The sequence below is a fragment of the Xanthomonas sp. NCPPB 3442 genome (assembly GCF_056725145.1).
Genome location: NZ_CM161514.1, coordinates 309,462 through 322,597, shown reverse-complemented (window position 1 = coordinate 322,597; position 13,136 = coordinate 309,462). Strand labels below are relative to the sequence as shown.

The 13,136-nt window shown below is 67.7% G+C and carries 13 protein-coding genes; 10 read left to right on the top strand and 3 right to left on the bottom strand.

All coding sequences use genetic code 11. The features are described 5' to 3' along the window. Nucleotides 1-250: 250 nt before the first annotated feature. The 8 genes from AC1POX_RS01405 (at nucleotide 251) to AC1POX_RS01370 (ending at nucleotide 6,872) form a co-directional block, all read left to right on the top strand. The gene (locus AC1POX_RS01405; protein WP_372357129.1) at nucleotides 251-1,471 is read left to right on the top strand and encodes an allantoate amidohydrolase; all 1,221 of its coding nucleotides are present in this window, start codon (nucleotides 251-253) and stop codon (nucleotides 1,469-1,471) included. Continuing rightward, nucleotides 1,461-2,717 carry a pyridoxal-phosphate-dependent aminotransferase family protein gene (locus tag AC1POX_RS01400; RefSeq protein ID WP_014089059.1) on the top strand — a complete coding sequence of 419 codons (1,257 nt, stop codon included), beginning with the start codon at nucleotides 1,461-1,463 and terminating at the stop codon, nucleotides 2,715-2,717. Before AC1POX_RS01405 ends, AC1POX_RS01400 begins: the two co-directional genes overlap by 11 nt. After that, on the top strand, nucleotides 2,714-3,604 hold the full coding sequence (gene puuE, locus AC1POX_RS01395) for an allantoinase PuuE (RefSeq protein WP_122273422.1): 891 nt from the start codon (nucleotides 2,714-2,716) through the stop codon (nucleotides 3,602-3,604). The genes AC1POX_RS01400 and puuE overlap by 4 nt, the downstream gene beginning before the upstream one ends. Continuing rightward, nucleotides 3,601-3,996 carry an oxalurate catabolism protein HpxZ gene (gene hpxZ / locus AC1POX_RS01390; protein ID WP_014089057.1) on the top strand — a complete coding sequence of 132 codons (396 nt, stop codon included), beginning with the start codon at nucleotides 3,601-3,603 and terminating at the stop codon, nucleotides 3,994-3,996. The genes puuE and hpxZ overlap by 4 nt, the downstream gene beginning before the upstream one ends. Then, nucleotides 3,993-4,484: a 2-oxo-4-hydroxy-4-carboxy-5-ureidoimidazoline decarboxylase gene (gene uraD, locus AC1POX_RS01385; RefSeq protein ID WP_011346006.1), complete on the top strand. Its 492-nt coding sequence runs from the start codon at nucleotides 3,993-3,995 to the stop codon at nucleotides 4,482-4,484. The genes hpxZ and uraD overlap by 4 nt, the downstream gene beginning before the upstream one ends. After that, nucleotides 4,481-5,902, top strand: coding sequence for an FAD-dependent urate hydroxylase HpyO (hpyO, locus tag AC1POX_RS01380; RefSeq protein WP_372356660.1), 1,422 nt, complete (start codon nucleotides 4,481-4,483; stop codon nucleotides 5,900-5,902). Before uraD ends, hpyO begins: the two co-directional genes overlap by 4 nt. Then, nucleotides 5,872-6,231, top strand: a complete 360-nt coding sequence (gene uraH / locus AC1POX_RS01375) for a hydroxyisourate hydrolase (RefSeq protein WP_372356659.1) — start codon at nucleotides 5,872-5,874, stop codon at nucleotides 6,229-6,231. The genes hpyO and uraH overlap by 31 nt, the downstream gene beginning before the upstream one ends. Nucleotides 6,232-6,398: 167 nt before the next feature. Further along, on the top strand, nucleotides 6,399-6,872 hold the full coding sequence (locus tag AC1POX_RS01370) for a YehS family protein (protein WP_003489391.1): 474 nt from the start codon (nucleotides 6,399-6,401) through the stop codon (nucleotides 6,870-6,872). A 176-nt stretch (nucleotides 6,873-7,048) separates the two neighbouring features. Here the strand turns inward: AC1POX_RS01370 and AC1POX_RS01365 are convergent, their stop codons facing one another. Continuing rightward, a complete protein-coding gene (locus tag AC1POX_RS01365; protein ID WP_008572328.1) occupies nucleotides 7,049-7,333 on the bottom strand; it encodes a hypothetical protein in 285 nt (94 codons plus the stop codon). A 231-nt stretch (nucleotides 7,334-7,564) separates the two neighbouring features. On the opposite strand from AC1POX_RS01365, the gene hrpB reads away from it, so the two are divergent. Then, nucleotides 7,565-10,066, top strand: a complete 2,502-nt coding sequence (hrpB, locus tag AC1POX_RS01360; RefSeq protein ID WP_372356658.1) for an ATP-dependent helicase HrpB — start codon at nucleotides 7,565-7,567, stop codon at nucleotides 10,064-10,066. A 568-nt stretch (nucleotides 10,067-10,634) separates the two neighbouring features. After that, on the top strand, nucleotides 10,635-11,066 hold the full coding sequence (locus AC1POX_RS01355) for a hypothetical protein (protein WP_372356657.1): 432 nt from the start codon (nucleotides 10,635-10,637) through the stop codon (nucleotides 11,064-11,066). 329 nt (nucleotides 11,067-11,395) lie between these two features. Here the strand turns inward: AC1POX_RS01355 and AC1POX_RS01350 are convergent, their stop codons facing one another. After that, a complete protein-coding gene (locus AC1POX_RS01350; RefSeq protein WP_029818317.1) occupies nucleotides 11,396-11,968 on the bottom strand; it encodes a pseudouridine synthase in 573 nt (190 codons plus the stop codon). Nucleotides 11,969-12,061: 93 nt separating this feature from the next. After that, nucleotides 12,062-12,916 (bottom strand): class I SAM-dependent methyltransferase, encoded by an 855-nt coding sequence (locus tag AC1POX_RS01345; protein ID WP_011346001.1) that lies wholly within the window; start codon nucleotides 12,914-12,916, stop codon nucleotides 12,062-12,064. Between the last annotated feature and the right edge of the window lie 220 nt (nucleotides 12,917-13,136).

The window sequence follows — 13,136 nt, the reverse complement described above, 5'->3', positions numbered from 1 at the left end:
GCATGCCTGCCGCCGGCAGCACCAGGCCAGCGGGCCCCGGTACCGCGTTGCATTTTTTGCAGCACAAGCCCGCGAAAAAACTCTTTGATGGCGACAGGACTGCCTCCCTATAGTCCAAGCGTCACCTCTCCCGCCTGCTCCTGGACCGCTGTTGAAGGCTCCGCGAGCCCCGTTGGTCCTGTCGATGCCCGCTGCCCTGCCGTCCCGCCAAGCGACCGCCGACCTCACCGCTCCTGGCGGTGCGCGTGCGGTGGCACGCTGCGACGCGCTGGGCGTTGCGCCCTACAGCGATAGCGATACCGGGCTATTCCGTGGCTGGCTTGGTCCTGCCCACCGCGCCACGGTGGAACAGGTGGGCACCTGGATGAAGGCGGCCGGCATGCAGGTGCGCATCGATCCCCTCGGCACATTGGTGGGCCGGTACGCCGGCACGCGGCCAGACACGCCGGCGCTGCTGATCGGCAGCCACCTGGACAGCGTGCGCGATGCCGGGCGCTACGACGGCCCGCTCGGCATCCTGCTCGGGATCGAATGCGTCGCTGCGCTGCATGCACAGGGGCGCAGGCTACCGTTCGCCATCGAGGTCATCGCCTTCGGCGACGAGGAAGGCTCGCGCTTTCCCGCGTCCATGTTCTGCAGCCGCGCGGTGGCCGGCACGCTCGACCCCGCCAGGCTGGCGGTCACCGACGCCGCCGGCGTCACGGTGGCCAGCGCCCTGGCCGCGTGGAACCTGGACATCGCCCACGTGCAGCGCGCCGCCCGCGCGCCGGGCAGCGTGCTGGCGTATCTGGAAACGCATATCGAACAAGGCCCGGTACTGGAAGCCGAAGGATTGCCGCTCGGCATCGTCAGCGCCATCGCCGCCCAGCGGCGCTTCGCGCTGCGCTTCGAGGGCCGCGCCGGGCATGCCGGCACCACCAGCATGGCACTGCGCCGCGACGCGTTGAGCGCCGCCGCCGAAGCGCTGCTGGCCATCGAGCGCATCGCGCGCGTAGGCAGCAGCGATCTGGTTGCCACCGTCGGCACGCTACAGGTGGCGCCCGGCGCCACCAACGTGGTGCCGGGGCATGTGGACTGCACGCTGGACGTGCGCGCTGGCCGCGACGCTACCCGCGATGCGGCCGTGCATCAGATCGAACAGGCGCTTGCGCAGATCGCCACCCACCGCGGTATCGCCATCGCCATCGAACCGTTGCAGACACTGGCTGCCAGCCCCTGCGCGCCGGCACTGATCACGCGGCTGGAACATGCGGTTGCCGCGCAAGGCATCGCACCGCGCCAGCTGGTCTCCGGTGCGGGCCACGATGCCATGGTGATGGCAGCGCTGTGTCCTACGGCGATGCTGTTCGTGCGCTGCGCCGGCGGGATCAGCCATCATCCGGACGAGCATGTCGATCCGGCCGATGCCGAGATTGCACTGGCGGTCATGCGCCATTTCATCGAACACCTGGGAGAACCCCTTGTCACCTGATCTGCGTCAGCTGCACACCTTTGGCGAACTCGATCCCCCGCAGCGCCTGTTGATGGGCCCGGGCCCGGTCAATGCGCATCCGCGCGTGCTGCGTGCGATGGCCGCCGATCTGCTGGGGCAGTTTGATCCGGAAATGACCGCCTACATGAACGAGGTGATGGCGCTCTATCGGCCGTTGTTCGGCACCGAGAACCGCTGGACGTTCCTGGTCGATGGCACCGCGCGCGCCGGTATCGAAGCGGCGCTGGTGTCGCTGGTCAGCCCGGGCGAGCGCGTGCTGGTGCTCAACTTCGGCCGCTTCGGCCTGTTGCTCACCGAAATCCTGGGCCGCCTCGGCGCCGAGGTCCACACGGTGGATGCGCCATGGGGCCAGGTGCTGCCGCTGGGCGCGATTGCCGAGGCGATCGAGCGCGTGGCGCCCAAGCTGGTGGCCACCGTGCACGGCGACACCTCCACCACCATGGCCCAGCCGCTCGATGGCCTCGGCGCGCTGTGCCGCGCAGCTGGCGCGCTGAGTTATGTGGACGCCACCGCCACCATCGGCGGCATGCCCGTCGCCAGCGACCGCTGGGAGGTGGACGTGGTCACCGGCGGTTTGCAGAAATGCCTGGGCGGGCCATCCGGCTCGGCGCCGATCACCGTGTCCGAGCGCGCGGCCGAGGCCATCTTCGCGCGTCGCCATGTCGAACGCGGCATCGTGCGCGCCGACATCGCCAACGGCAGCGGCCCGCGCATCGCCTCGAACTATTTCGACCTGGCGATGATCATGGATTACTGGTCGGACAAGCGCCTCAATCACCACACCGAAGCCACCACCATGCTGTACGGCGCCCGCGAATGCGCACGCGTGGCCCTGCAGGAAGGCCTGGATGCACGCTTCGCGCGCCACGCGGCGGCCGGGCGCGCGGTCAGTGCAGGTATCCGCGCGTTGGGGCTGGAAGTGTTCGGCGACGATGCGCATCGCATGCGCAACGTCACCGGCGTGGTGATTCCGCCTGGCATCGACGGCGAGGCGGTGCGCCGCCGCATGCGCGAGGATTTCGAGATCGAGATCGGCACCGCGTTCGGGCCGCTGCAGGGCAAGATCTGGCGCATCGGCGCGATGGGCTACAACGCCATGAAGCACAAGGTGCTGATCACCCTGGCCGCACTGGAAGCGGTACTGCGCGCCGAAGGTGATGCCTGCACGCACGGCCTGGCGGTGGAAGCGGCACTGGCCGCCTGGCACGCGGAAGCGCAGGCATGAACGCTGCGCGCGACCTACTCGGCTATGGCGCAACGCCGCCCGCGGCGCAATGGCCGGGCGGCGCGCGCATCGCAGTGCAGTTCGTGATCAATTACGAAGAAGGCGCGGAAAACTGCGTGCTCAATGGCGATGCCGGGTCCGAAGCGTTCCTGTCCGAAATGGTCGGTGCGCACGCGCACCCCGGCGCACGCGCCATGGCCATGGAAAGCCTGTACGAATACGGCAGCCGCGCCGGCTTCTGGCGGCTGCATCGCTTGTTCACTGCACGCAACGTGCCGGTGACGGTGTTCGGGGTGGCGCAGGCCTTGGCATCCAATCCGGACGCGGTGGCCGCGATGCAGGCGGCCCAGTGGGAAATCGCCAGTCACGGTCTGCGCTGGATCGATTATCAACACGTGGACGAGGCCACCGAACGCGCGCATATCGCGCAGGCCATCGCCGTGCACACGCGCGTCACCGGCAGCCGCCCGCTGGGTTGGTATCAGGGGCGCACCAGCCCCAACACCGCGCGCCTGATCGCCGAAGAAGGTGGCTTTGTCTACGACGCCGACAGCTACGCCGACGATGTGCCGTACTACGACCACCGCCACGGCCGTGCGCAGTTGATCGTGCCGTACACGCTGGATGCCAACGATATGAAATTCGTCGCCTATAACGGCTTTGCCGATGGCGAGCCGTTCTTCCGCTATCTGCGCGACAGCTTCGAACAATTGCGCAGCGAAGGCGGGCGCATGCTTTCGATCGGCCTGCACGGGCGCATCGTGGGCAAGCCGGCACGCGCGGCGGCGCTGGCGCGCTTTGTCGATCATGTACTGGCCAGCGGCGATGCCTGGATTGCGCGCCGCATCGATATTGCGCGCCATTGGCTGCAGGTGCACCCGGCATGAGCATTGCCGCCTCCCGGATCGATCTGCCCGAGGTGATCGCGCAAGTGACGGCCGCCTTCCATGCCTACGAAACCGCGCTGATGCGCGACGACATCGCGGCGATGGATGCGCTGTTTCATGCAGCGCCCAGCACGGTGCGCTATGGCGTGGGCGAAGTGTTGTACGGCATCGATGCGATCCGCGCATTTCGCAGCGGCCGCGGTGGTTCGCCGCAACGCCAGCTCGCACATGTGCAGGTACACGGCTTCGGGCATGACTTTGCCACTACGCACGCAGAGTTCATTCGCGAGGGCAGCAGCGCACGCGGGCGGCAAAGCCAGAGCTGGGTGCGCTTTGCCGACGGCTGGAAAGTGGTGGCTGCGCATGTCTCGTTGCAAGGCACGCACGCATGAGCGTGGTCGACGACCCCGCGCTGGACGATGCCGCCTTCCTGGCGCGCTACCGCGACCTGTTCGAGCACTCGCCGTGGGTGGTTGAACGTGCGCTGCGGCGGCGGCCGTTGGCCGATGTGCATCACGGCCTGATGCAGGTCGTCTACGACGCATCGCCGCAAGATCAGGTCGCACTGATCCGCGCCCACCCAGAGCTGGCCGGCAAGGCCGCGATCGACCGCACGCTCACCGAAGCATCGGCCGCGGAGCAGGCTTCGGCCGGGCTGGACCGGCTCAGCGAGGACGAATTCAAGCGCTTCCACGCGCTCAATCAGGCCTATCGCCACCGTTTCGGATTTCCGTTCGTGATCTGCGTGCGGCTGCACGACAAGGCCGGCATTCTGGCCGCGCTGGCGCAGCGGCTGGAGGCCGCGCGCAATGCAGAGATCGCCACCGCCATCGCCGAAATCGGCAAGATCGTTCACCTGCGCCTGGAGGCACTGCCATGAGCCTGGCCCACCTCGAACGTACCCTCGCCCACGACCTGCAATGCCTGGCCCACGGCGGCGATGCCTGGGTGCAACCGCGCGTGCATCCGAGCGGGCACGTCTACGACGTGATCATCGTCGGCGCCGGCCAGAGCGGCCTGGGCGCGGCGTTCGCGCTGCAACGCGAGCGTGTGCACAACGTGCTGGTGATCGACGAAAACCCGGCGGGCCAGGAAGGTCCGTGGGTGACCTACGCGCGCATGCAGACCTTGCGCACGCCCAAGCACATCACCTCGATCGATCTGGGCGTGCCATCGCTCACCTTCCGCGCGTGGTGGGAGGCGCAGTACGGCAGCGCCGCATGGGATGCGCTGGACAAGATTCCGCGCGCGCGCTGGATGGATTATCTGCGCTGGTATCGCACAACGCTGCGCTTGCCGGTGCGCAACGCCACCTGCCTGGTCCGCGTGGAGCCGGACTTCGCACCGGGTATCCATCGCCTGCATCTGGCGATGGGCGCCCCCCTGCTCACGCGCAAACTGATTCTGGCCACCGGCATCCAGGGCGGGGGCCAGTGGGTGGTGCCCGAGTGGATCAGCCGCGCCCTGCCCGCGCACCGCTACGCGCACACGTCCGGCCAGATCGATTTCGCCGCACTGGCCGGCAAGCGTGTGGGCATTCTGGGCGGCGGCGCCTCGGCCTTCGACAATGCCTGCTTTGCGCTCGAACAAGGCCTCGCCAGTGCCGAGGTGTTCGTGCGGCGTAGCGAATTGCCGCGCATCAATCCGTTCCGGCACATGGAACAGGCCGGCATCATTCCGCGTTTTCTGGCGCTGCCGGATGCAGACAAGTATCGGATGATGGCCAGCTTCTTCGCGCACAACCAACCGCCCACCAACGACACCTTCCAGCGCGCCTGTGCGCATGCCGGCTTCGCGCTGCATCTTGGCGCGCCGTGGCTGGACGTGGCCGAACGCGATGGCGAGATCGTCGTGCGCACGCCGCAGCGCGAACACCGCTTTGATTTCCTTGCCATCGCCACCGGCCTGGTCACCGATCCGCAGCTGCGTCCGGAACTGGCTGCGCTGTCCGGGCGCATCGCCTGCTGGGGCGACCGCTATCGGCCACCGCCGGGCCAGGCCAATCCGGTGCTGGACGCACACCCCTATCTGGGCCCCGGTTTCGAACTGCTGCCACGCACGCCTGACGATGCCGCGCTGCTGCATGGGCTGTTCGCCTTCAACTATTCGGCGCTGATCAATCACGGCCCATCGGCCGCCGCGCTGTCCGGGCTGAAGGTAGCACTGCCGCGGCTGGCCCGCGCAGTGGCCGACCAGTTGTTCCTGGACGACCGCCAGGCCGTCGTCGACCAGTACTTGGCCTACGACCAACCCGAATTCGTCGGCCAATGGCCGCAGCCCACCCAGGCGGTGGCATGAGCACGCTGTCCACGCACGTGCTGGACACCGCCAGCGGCCGCCCCGCCGCGGGCGTGCCGCTGCGGCTGTTCGCCGGCGAGACGCTGCACTTCGAGGGCATGACCAATCCCGACGGCCGCTGCCCGGACCTGGCCGCGCTCGCGCTGCAACCCGGCCGCTACCGGCTGGAATTCGACCTTGCCCGCTATTGGCAGGCAACCGGCATGGCGCTGGCCGATCCACCGTTCCTTGACTGCATCCCGATCGCCTTCGGCATCGCCGACGACGGCCACTACCATGTCCCGCTGCTGCTGTCCCCGTACGGGTACTCCACCTATCGCGGCAGCTGAGCGCTGCGTCGTGCCGCAGTGCAGGCAGTTCGGGTCCGTCTGCACGACGGTCTGCGCTTCCATCGCTGCCGGTGCGCATGACCGCCTGCGCACAGTGTCAGACCGGTTTCACTCAAGCCCCGTAGAATGGCCGCTTTCCGGCGACAGGCCGGGGCACCGGAACGGTCATGATCCACAACGATGTACTGCGCAGCATCCGCTACATGCTCGACCTCAGCGACGACAAGGTGGTGGACATCACCCACCTGGCCGACCCCGAGTTCGCGCTCGACAAGCCGCAGGTACAGGCCTGGCTGAAGAAGGAAGACGAGCCGGGCTTTGAGCCCTGCACCGATGCGATGCTGGCGCGTTTTCTCGACGGCCTGGTGCTGCGCTTCCGCGGCCGCGACGAGAGCCAGCCGCCACGCCCGCTGGAAACCCGCGTCGGCAACAATCTGGTGTTGAAGAAGCTGCGCGTGGCCTTCGAATTGAAGGACGTCGACATGCACGCCATCTTCGCCAGCGCCGGTTTCCCGCTGTCCAAGCCGGAACTCTCCGCACTGTTTCGCCAACCCGGCCACAAGAATTTCCGCCCCTGCGGCGACCAGCTGCTGCGCGCCTTCCTCAAGGGCCTGACCGCCCGGATGCGCGAAGCGGGATGATCTTCAGCGCACGCGCTTGGCCGCTGGCGCTTGTCCAGCGGATGCCCTTTGTCGGCGCAAGAGCATGAGAACCGCACGCACGCTCTAAATCGCCACCACGGTACGAATGACCATGCGCCATCCGTACCGTCGTCGTCAGATCACGCGTGACGGCGCCCAAAACGCAGCAGGTGCGATCAGCTGAAACGTCTGTTGCGGATCTGCTCGCGTTCTTGTTCGGTCATATCATCCATGTGGATGTAGTGGACGCCTTGTCCGCGCGGGGCACTGAGAAGCTGCGACTCGATGTCCTCCTGGTCGCCGTCGGGCGAGGAGATCAGACCCACGATGGTACCGTGCGGGGCAACCCGCCATAGCGCCACACGTTGGAAGACGCGCACCTGGTCGGTATCGGTCACTTGGGGATAGGTAGCGTACCAACCATCGGCAGGCAGGTAGCGATAAGAACCGTAGTCGTTCATAGCGTCTCTGGATTGGCGGAGTGGCCTGCCGATTGTGGAAAGACCTTGACCAAGTGGGATACGGGGATTTCCGATTTAGCGCTGCGATTACGTCTCTCGCACCCAATGTTTCGCTGCAGCGTGGAGCGTTTCGTGCGCTGTATTGTGGTGAGCCGGAACGCAGCGGGCTGCCGGCAGTTGCGCACAGGTCTCTGTCGCACTCTATGCAGCAGAAACGTATCCTTCCCGCGCATGACCGACCCTGCTTTTCCGATCTCCCCGTTGTTGCCGCAAATTCGCGACAGTCTCGCTGCGCATCCGCGGCTGGTGCTGGAAGCCCCGCCCGGCGCCGGCAAGACCACCCAGGTGCCGCTGGCGTTGCTGGACGCGCCGTGGCTGGCCGGCCGCAGAATCGTGATGCTCGAACCGCGCCGCGTGGCGGCCCGCAGCGCGGCGCAGTTCATGGCGCGCCAGCTCGGCGAGCCGGTCGGCGAAACGGTGGGGTACCGCATCCGCTTCGAGAACAAGACCTCCGCGCGCACCCGCATCGAAGTCGTCACCGAAGGCATCCTGACCCGGCTGATCCAGGACGACCCCATGCTGGAAAGCGTCGGCGCGCTGCTGTTCGACGAATTCCACGAACGCCATCTGGCCGGCGACCTGGGTCTGGCGCTGGCGCTGGATGTGCAGGCGCAGGTGCGCGATGACCTGCGCATCGTGGCGATGTCGGCCACGCTGGATGGCGAACGCCTGGCCGGCTTTCTGGAAGCGCCGCGGCTGAGCAGTGCCGGGCGCAGTTTCCCGGTGGAGATTGCGCACTTTCCGGCGCGCCGCGACGAAGCGCTGGAGCCGCAGACGCGGCGCGCGGTGGAGCACGCGTTGTCCACGCATCCCGGCGACGTGCTGGTGTTTTTGCCCGGCCAGCGCGAGATCGCGCGGGTGCATCGCGCACTGCAGGAGGCGCTGGATCCGGCGGTGCAGGTGCTGCCGCTGCACGGCGAGCTGTCGGTGGAGGCGCAAAGCCAGGTACTGCAGCCCGACCCGCAAGGCCGCCGCCGCGTGGTGCTGGCCACCAACGTGGCCGAATCTTCGGTCACCTTGCCCGGCGTGCGCGTGGTGATCGACAGCGGGCTGGCGCGCGAGCCGCATTACGACCCCAACAGCGGGTTTTCGCGGCTGGACGTGGCCGCCATTGCGCAGGCTTCGGCCGACCAGCGCGCCGGCCGCGCCGGGCGTGTCGCCAGCGGCTGGGCCTACCGGCTGTGGCCGCAGTCGCAACGGCTGGAACCGCAGCGCCGTGCCGAGATCACCCAGGTGGAACTGGCCGGCCTGGCGCTGGAACTGGCCGCCTGGGGCAGCAGCGCACTGCGCTTTGTCGATGCGCCGCCCAGTGGCGCACTGGCCGCCGCGCGCGAGCTGCTGCAGCGGCTGGGCGCGCTCACCGCAAGCGGCGGCATCACCACGCTCGGCCGGCGCATGCTCGCGCTGGGCACGCATCCACGCCTGGCGGCGATGCTGGCGCAGGCCGGCGATGCGCCGCGTGTGGCGCTGGCCTGCGACCTGGCCGCGCTGCTGGAAGCGCGCGACCCACTGCGCCAGGGTGGCGATGGGCTGGCCGCGCGTTGGCGGGCGCTGGCGGCATTTCGTCAGGGCCGCAGCGCGGCCGACGCCGATCGTGGCGGCCTGGCTGCCATCGACAGCGCTGCCAAACAATGGCGGCGCCGGCTGCGCTGCGACAGCGCCCCGCCATCCAGCGTGGAGGCGCACGCGCTCGGCGACCTGCTGTCGCACGCATTTCCCGATCGCATCGCCGCACGCCATCCGGCCGACCCGCTGCGCTACCTGCTCGCCAACGGCCGCAGCGCGCGCCTGTTCGACCATAGCGATCTGCGCGGCGAACCGTGGCTGGTGGCCAGCGAACTGCGCTATGAAGCCAAGGATGCGCTGTTGCTGCGCGCCGCGCCGGTGGATGAAGCCTACCTGCGTCGCAGCCTGCCCGAGCGCTTCGTGCAGCAGGACGTGGTGCAGTGGGACGCGGACAAACGGGCCCTGGTCGCCCGCCGCCAATCCAGCTTCGACCGCATCGTGCTCGACAGCCGCCCGGCCGGCCGCGTCGACCCGGCACACGCCGCAGCCGCGCTCACCGACGCAGTGCGTCAACTCGGCCTGGACGCCCTGCCGTGGACAGAAAGCCTGCAGCAGTGGCGCGCCCGCGTGCAGTCGCTGCACAGATGGATGCCAGAGCTGGCGCTGCCCGATCTCTCCGATGCCGCACTGCTGGAGACGCTGGACACCTGGCTACGCCCGGCCTTCGCCGGCAAGACCCGCCTGGACGCGCTGGATGAGGCCAGCCTGGGCGAAGCACTGAAGAGCGCGCTGCCCTGGGAGCGCCGCCAGTGGATCGACCGCCATGCGCCCACCCGCATCAGCGTGCCTTCCGGCATGGAGCGCCCCATCAGCTATGCCCTCGACCCCGCCGGCCAACCGCTACCGCCGGTGCTGGCGGTCAAACTGCAGGAACTGTTCGGCCTGGCCGAAACCCCACGCATCGCCGACGGCCGCATCCCGTTGACCTTGCACCTGCTCTCGCCCGGCGGGCGGCCGTTGCAGGTGACCCAGGACTTGAAGAGTTTCTGGGCGAATACGTATCCGGACGTTAAAAAAGAGATGAAGGGGCGGTATCCGAGGCATCCGTGGCCGGATGATCCCTGGACAGCTGCAGCAACCCACAGAGCAAAGCCACGCGGCACCTGAAACGCATGGACCCGCGGCGGCGGTGAAACAGACAGGCGCTCGCAATCTCCTGCGGCGCGGACAGCTGCAGCAACCCACAGAGCAAAGCCACGCGGCACCTGAAACGCACGGACCCGCGGCGGCGGTGAAACAGACGGGCGCTCGGAATCTCCTGCGGCGCGGACAGCCGCCGCAACCCACAGAGCAAAGCCACGCGGCACCTGAAACGCATGGACCCGCGGCGGCGGTGAAACAGACAGGCGCTCGCAATCTCCTGCGGCGCGGACAGCTGCAGCAACCCACAGAGCAAAGCCACGCGGCACCTGAAACGCACGGACCCGCGGCGGCGGTGAAACAGACAGGCGCTCGCAATCTCCTGCGGCGCGGACAGCTGCAGCAACCCACAGAGCAAAGCCACGCGGCACCTGAAACGCACGGACCCGCGGCGGCGGTGAAACAGACGGGCGCTCGGAATCCACCGCGGCGCACTACCTAACCGTAAGCCAAACGGCACCCGGTCCCGCTAACGCCGCCTATACGCATCAGCGCACAGACTGCAGATCACGTACTCAGAAAGGAAACGCCTCCGATGAGCAAGCTGACTGTGATCACCGAACGCGCCCTGGAGCGTGCCCTGGAACTGGCCGGCACTGCGGGCGACCAGCTGCGTCATGCCGCGTCCAATGCGGGCGATCAGGCACGCCACGCCGGCAGCAGCCTGCGTCATTTCGGACCGAGCGCAAGCGAATGGCTCAAGACCGGCGCCGCGCTCGGCGCAGTGCGCACCGGCAGCAAGGCCGCCAGCAAACTGGTCAAGCGCAACCCGGCCGTGACGGTTGCCGCCGCGGTCGCAGGCCTGGGCCTGATCGGCTATGCGGTGTACCGCAAGCGTCAGCGTGACCAGCAGGTGCTCGGCGGCAATGTGCATCGTCTGGATCGCGAACATGCCAGCAATGCCAACGCACGCCGTGCGGCCTACCAGCGCCGCGGTGCAGTGACCCCGAGCGACGGCATCGAATAAGCCAACGCGCGAAGTCATGCAAAAACGCCACGGCACCAAGCCGTAGCGTTTTCGTTTGTGGCATGCATGTCTGCGTGCAGCGCAATGCATCGATGTCAGCGATTGAGGGGCCCACGCTGCGTGCCGTCTGCGTCAGATGATGGGACGACCATCGAACCCATCGAATAACGGTCGGCCATGCGTGGCTCAGGCGAAGCGGGAGACAAGAACAGGATCTCCCCGCTCACACGCTCCGGTCATTGCGCCCGCCGGCGACGCGAACGTCTTGTCAGCGGCTAAACGCCTTGCCGCCCTGCCACGCGTACCGCGCCCGTCACAGACGCCACACCTCAGCGCCGGCTCCGGCTCGGGCGCGCGCTGGCAGTGTCTTCAGCGCGCCACTGCCCAGGTGCAAGCGCGTCCAGCCGCCAATCGCCGATCGCCACGCGCACCAGGCGCAAGGTCGGCAAGCCCACCGCCGCGGTCATGCGCCGCACCTGACGGTTGCGGCCTTCGGTGATCTGCAGCTCCAGCCAGGCATCGGGCACGGTCTTGCGCACGCGCACCGGAGGATCGCGCGGCCACAGCTGCGGTGCCTGGTCGAGCATGCGCACCTGTGCCGGCCGGGTGGGTCCATCGTTGAGCACCACCCCGTCGCGCAACGCCTGGAGTTGTTCGGGCTGCGGCGCGCCCTCCACCTGGACCCAGTACGTCTTGGGCTGTTTGTGGCGCGGGTCGGTCAGCCGATGCGCCAATGCACCGTCATCGGTCAGCAACAGCAAGCCTTCGCTGTCATGGTCCAGACGGCCTGCGGCATACACATCGGGCGGCAAGCCGAACTCGGCCAGCGTGCGCTTGGGCGGCTGCGAGCGGTCGCTAAATTGCGAGAGCACACCGTAGGGTTTGTTCAACAACACCAACATTGCCAATCCTGTTGCGCGACGCGCTGCACATGCCCTGATGACGTCAAACATCTGCATGCCGACACGCGCAACGCGCCGGCATGCAGCCGGGCGTCAGCGCTTGACGAACTTCAAGGTCATGCGGTCGCTCTCGCCGATGGCCTGGTACTTGGCATCGTCGGCCTTGTCATGGCTGTTGCTGGGCGGCAGCGTCCACACACCGCCCGGGTAGTCCTTGGTGTCGCGCGGGTTGGCGTTGACCTCGCTCTTGCCAACCAGGGTGAAACCGGCGGCTTCGGCCATTGCAATCACCTGTGCCTGGCCAACGTAGCCGCTCTTGTCGTCGGCCGGCACATCGGCCTTGGCGCGATGTTCGACCACGCCAAGCACGCCGCCGGGCTTGAGCACCTTGTAGAAGCCGGCGAACATCGCCTCGGCAGTGCCGGCCATGCGCCAGTTGTGCACGTTGCGAAAGGTCAGCACCAGGTCGGCGGAGTTGTCCACGCCAAAGGACGGCGACTTGGGCACATACGACACGAGCGAGGGCTTGCCATACACCTCCGGCTTGGCATGGAACTTCTTCTCCAGCTCGTCGCGCGCACGCTGCGCGTAATCGCGGCTGCGGCCTTCCGGTGCCGACGCCGGGTCGACCACCGCAGCCACGTACTTGCCCTTTTCGCGCAGGTACGGCGCCAGGATTTCCGAATACCAGCCGCCGCCGGGAGTAATTTCGATGACGGTCTGGGTCGGCTTGATGCCGAAGAACGCCAACGTCTGACCGGGATGGCGATACTGATCGCGCTGCACGTACACGCGGTCGCGCCAGTTGCCGTTGATGGCTGCCTGCAATGCGGCGTCGGGCGCGGGCAAGCTCGCGCTATCGGCAGGCTTCACCGCCATCGCCAGCGGCGCGCTCATCGCCACCACCACACCCATCACACATGCACAGGCCAGCTTGTTGCCGATCATCGCAGCACCCTCATCCGGGAAAAAGTAGCGCGAGCCTAGCATGCGCTCCAGGGCCTGCCATGTGCCCGTCGTGCATTCGCACAAGGCCTGTTGCCGCGTCCCCCGTCGCCGACATGTTCAGATCCCGTGAGCTGCTGAGGACGATCGGCGGAACGCTGAATCCACGCAGATGTCACACGCAACATCGGTGTGCGTGACTATCCTGTTGCCAGTTCGAATC

Bases quoted from the DNA above. Each gene is read 5' to 3' on its own strand.
- puuE (WP_122273422.1), top strand. From the start codon at position 2,714: ATGAACGCTGCGCGCGACCTACTCGGCTATGGCGCAACGCCGCCCGCG.
- hpxZ (WP_014089057.1), top strand. From the start codon at position 3,601: ATGAGCATTGCCGCCTCCCGGATCGATCTGCCCGAGGTGATCGCGCAA.
- uraD (WP_011346006.1), top strand. From the start codon at position 3,993: ATGAGCGTGGTCGACGACCCCGCGCTGGACGATGCCGCCTTCCTGGCG.
- hpyO (WP_372356660.1), top strand. From the start codon at position 4,481: ATGAGCCTGGCCCACCTCGAACGTACCCTCGCCCACGACCTGCAATGC.
- uraH (WP_372356659.1), top strand. From the start codon at position 5,872: ATGGCCGCAGCCCACCCAGGCGGTGGCATGAGCACGCTGTCCACGCAC.
- AC1POX_RS01370 (WP_003489391.1), top strand. From the start codon at position 6,399: ATGATCCACAACGATGTACTGCGCAGCATCCGCTACATGCTCGACCTC.
- AC1POX_RS01365 (WP_008572328.1), bottom strand. From the start codon at position 7,333: ATGAACGACTACGGTTCTTATCGCTACCTGCCTGCCGATGGTTGGTAC.
- hrpB (WP_372356658.1), top strand. From the start codon at position 7,565: ATGACCGACCCTGCTTTTCCGATCTCCCCGTTGTTGCCGCAAATTCGC.
- AC1POX_RS01355 (WP_372356657.1), top strand. From the start codon at position 10,635: ATGAGCAAGCTGACTGTGATCACCGAACGCGCCCTGGAGCGTGCCCTG.
- AC1POX_RS01350 (WP_029818317.1), bottom strand. From the start codon at position 11,968: ATGTTGGTGTTGTTGAACAAACCCTACGGTGTGCTCTCGCAATTTAGC.
- AC1POX_RS01345 (WP_011346001.1), bottom strand. From the start codon at position 12,916: ATGATCGGCAACAAGCTGGCCTGTGCATGTGTGATGGGTGTGGTGGTG.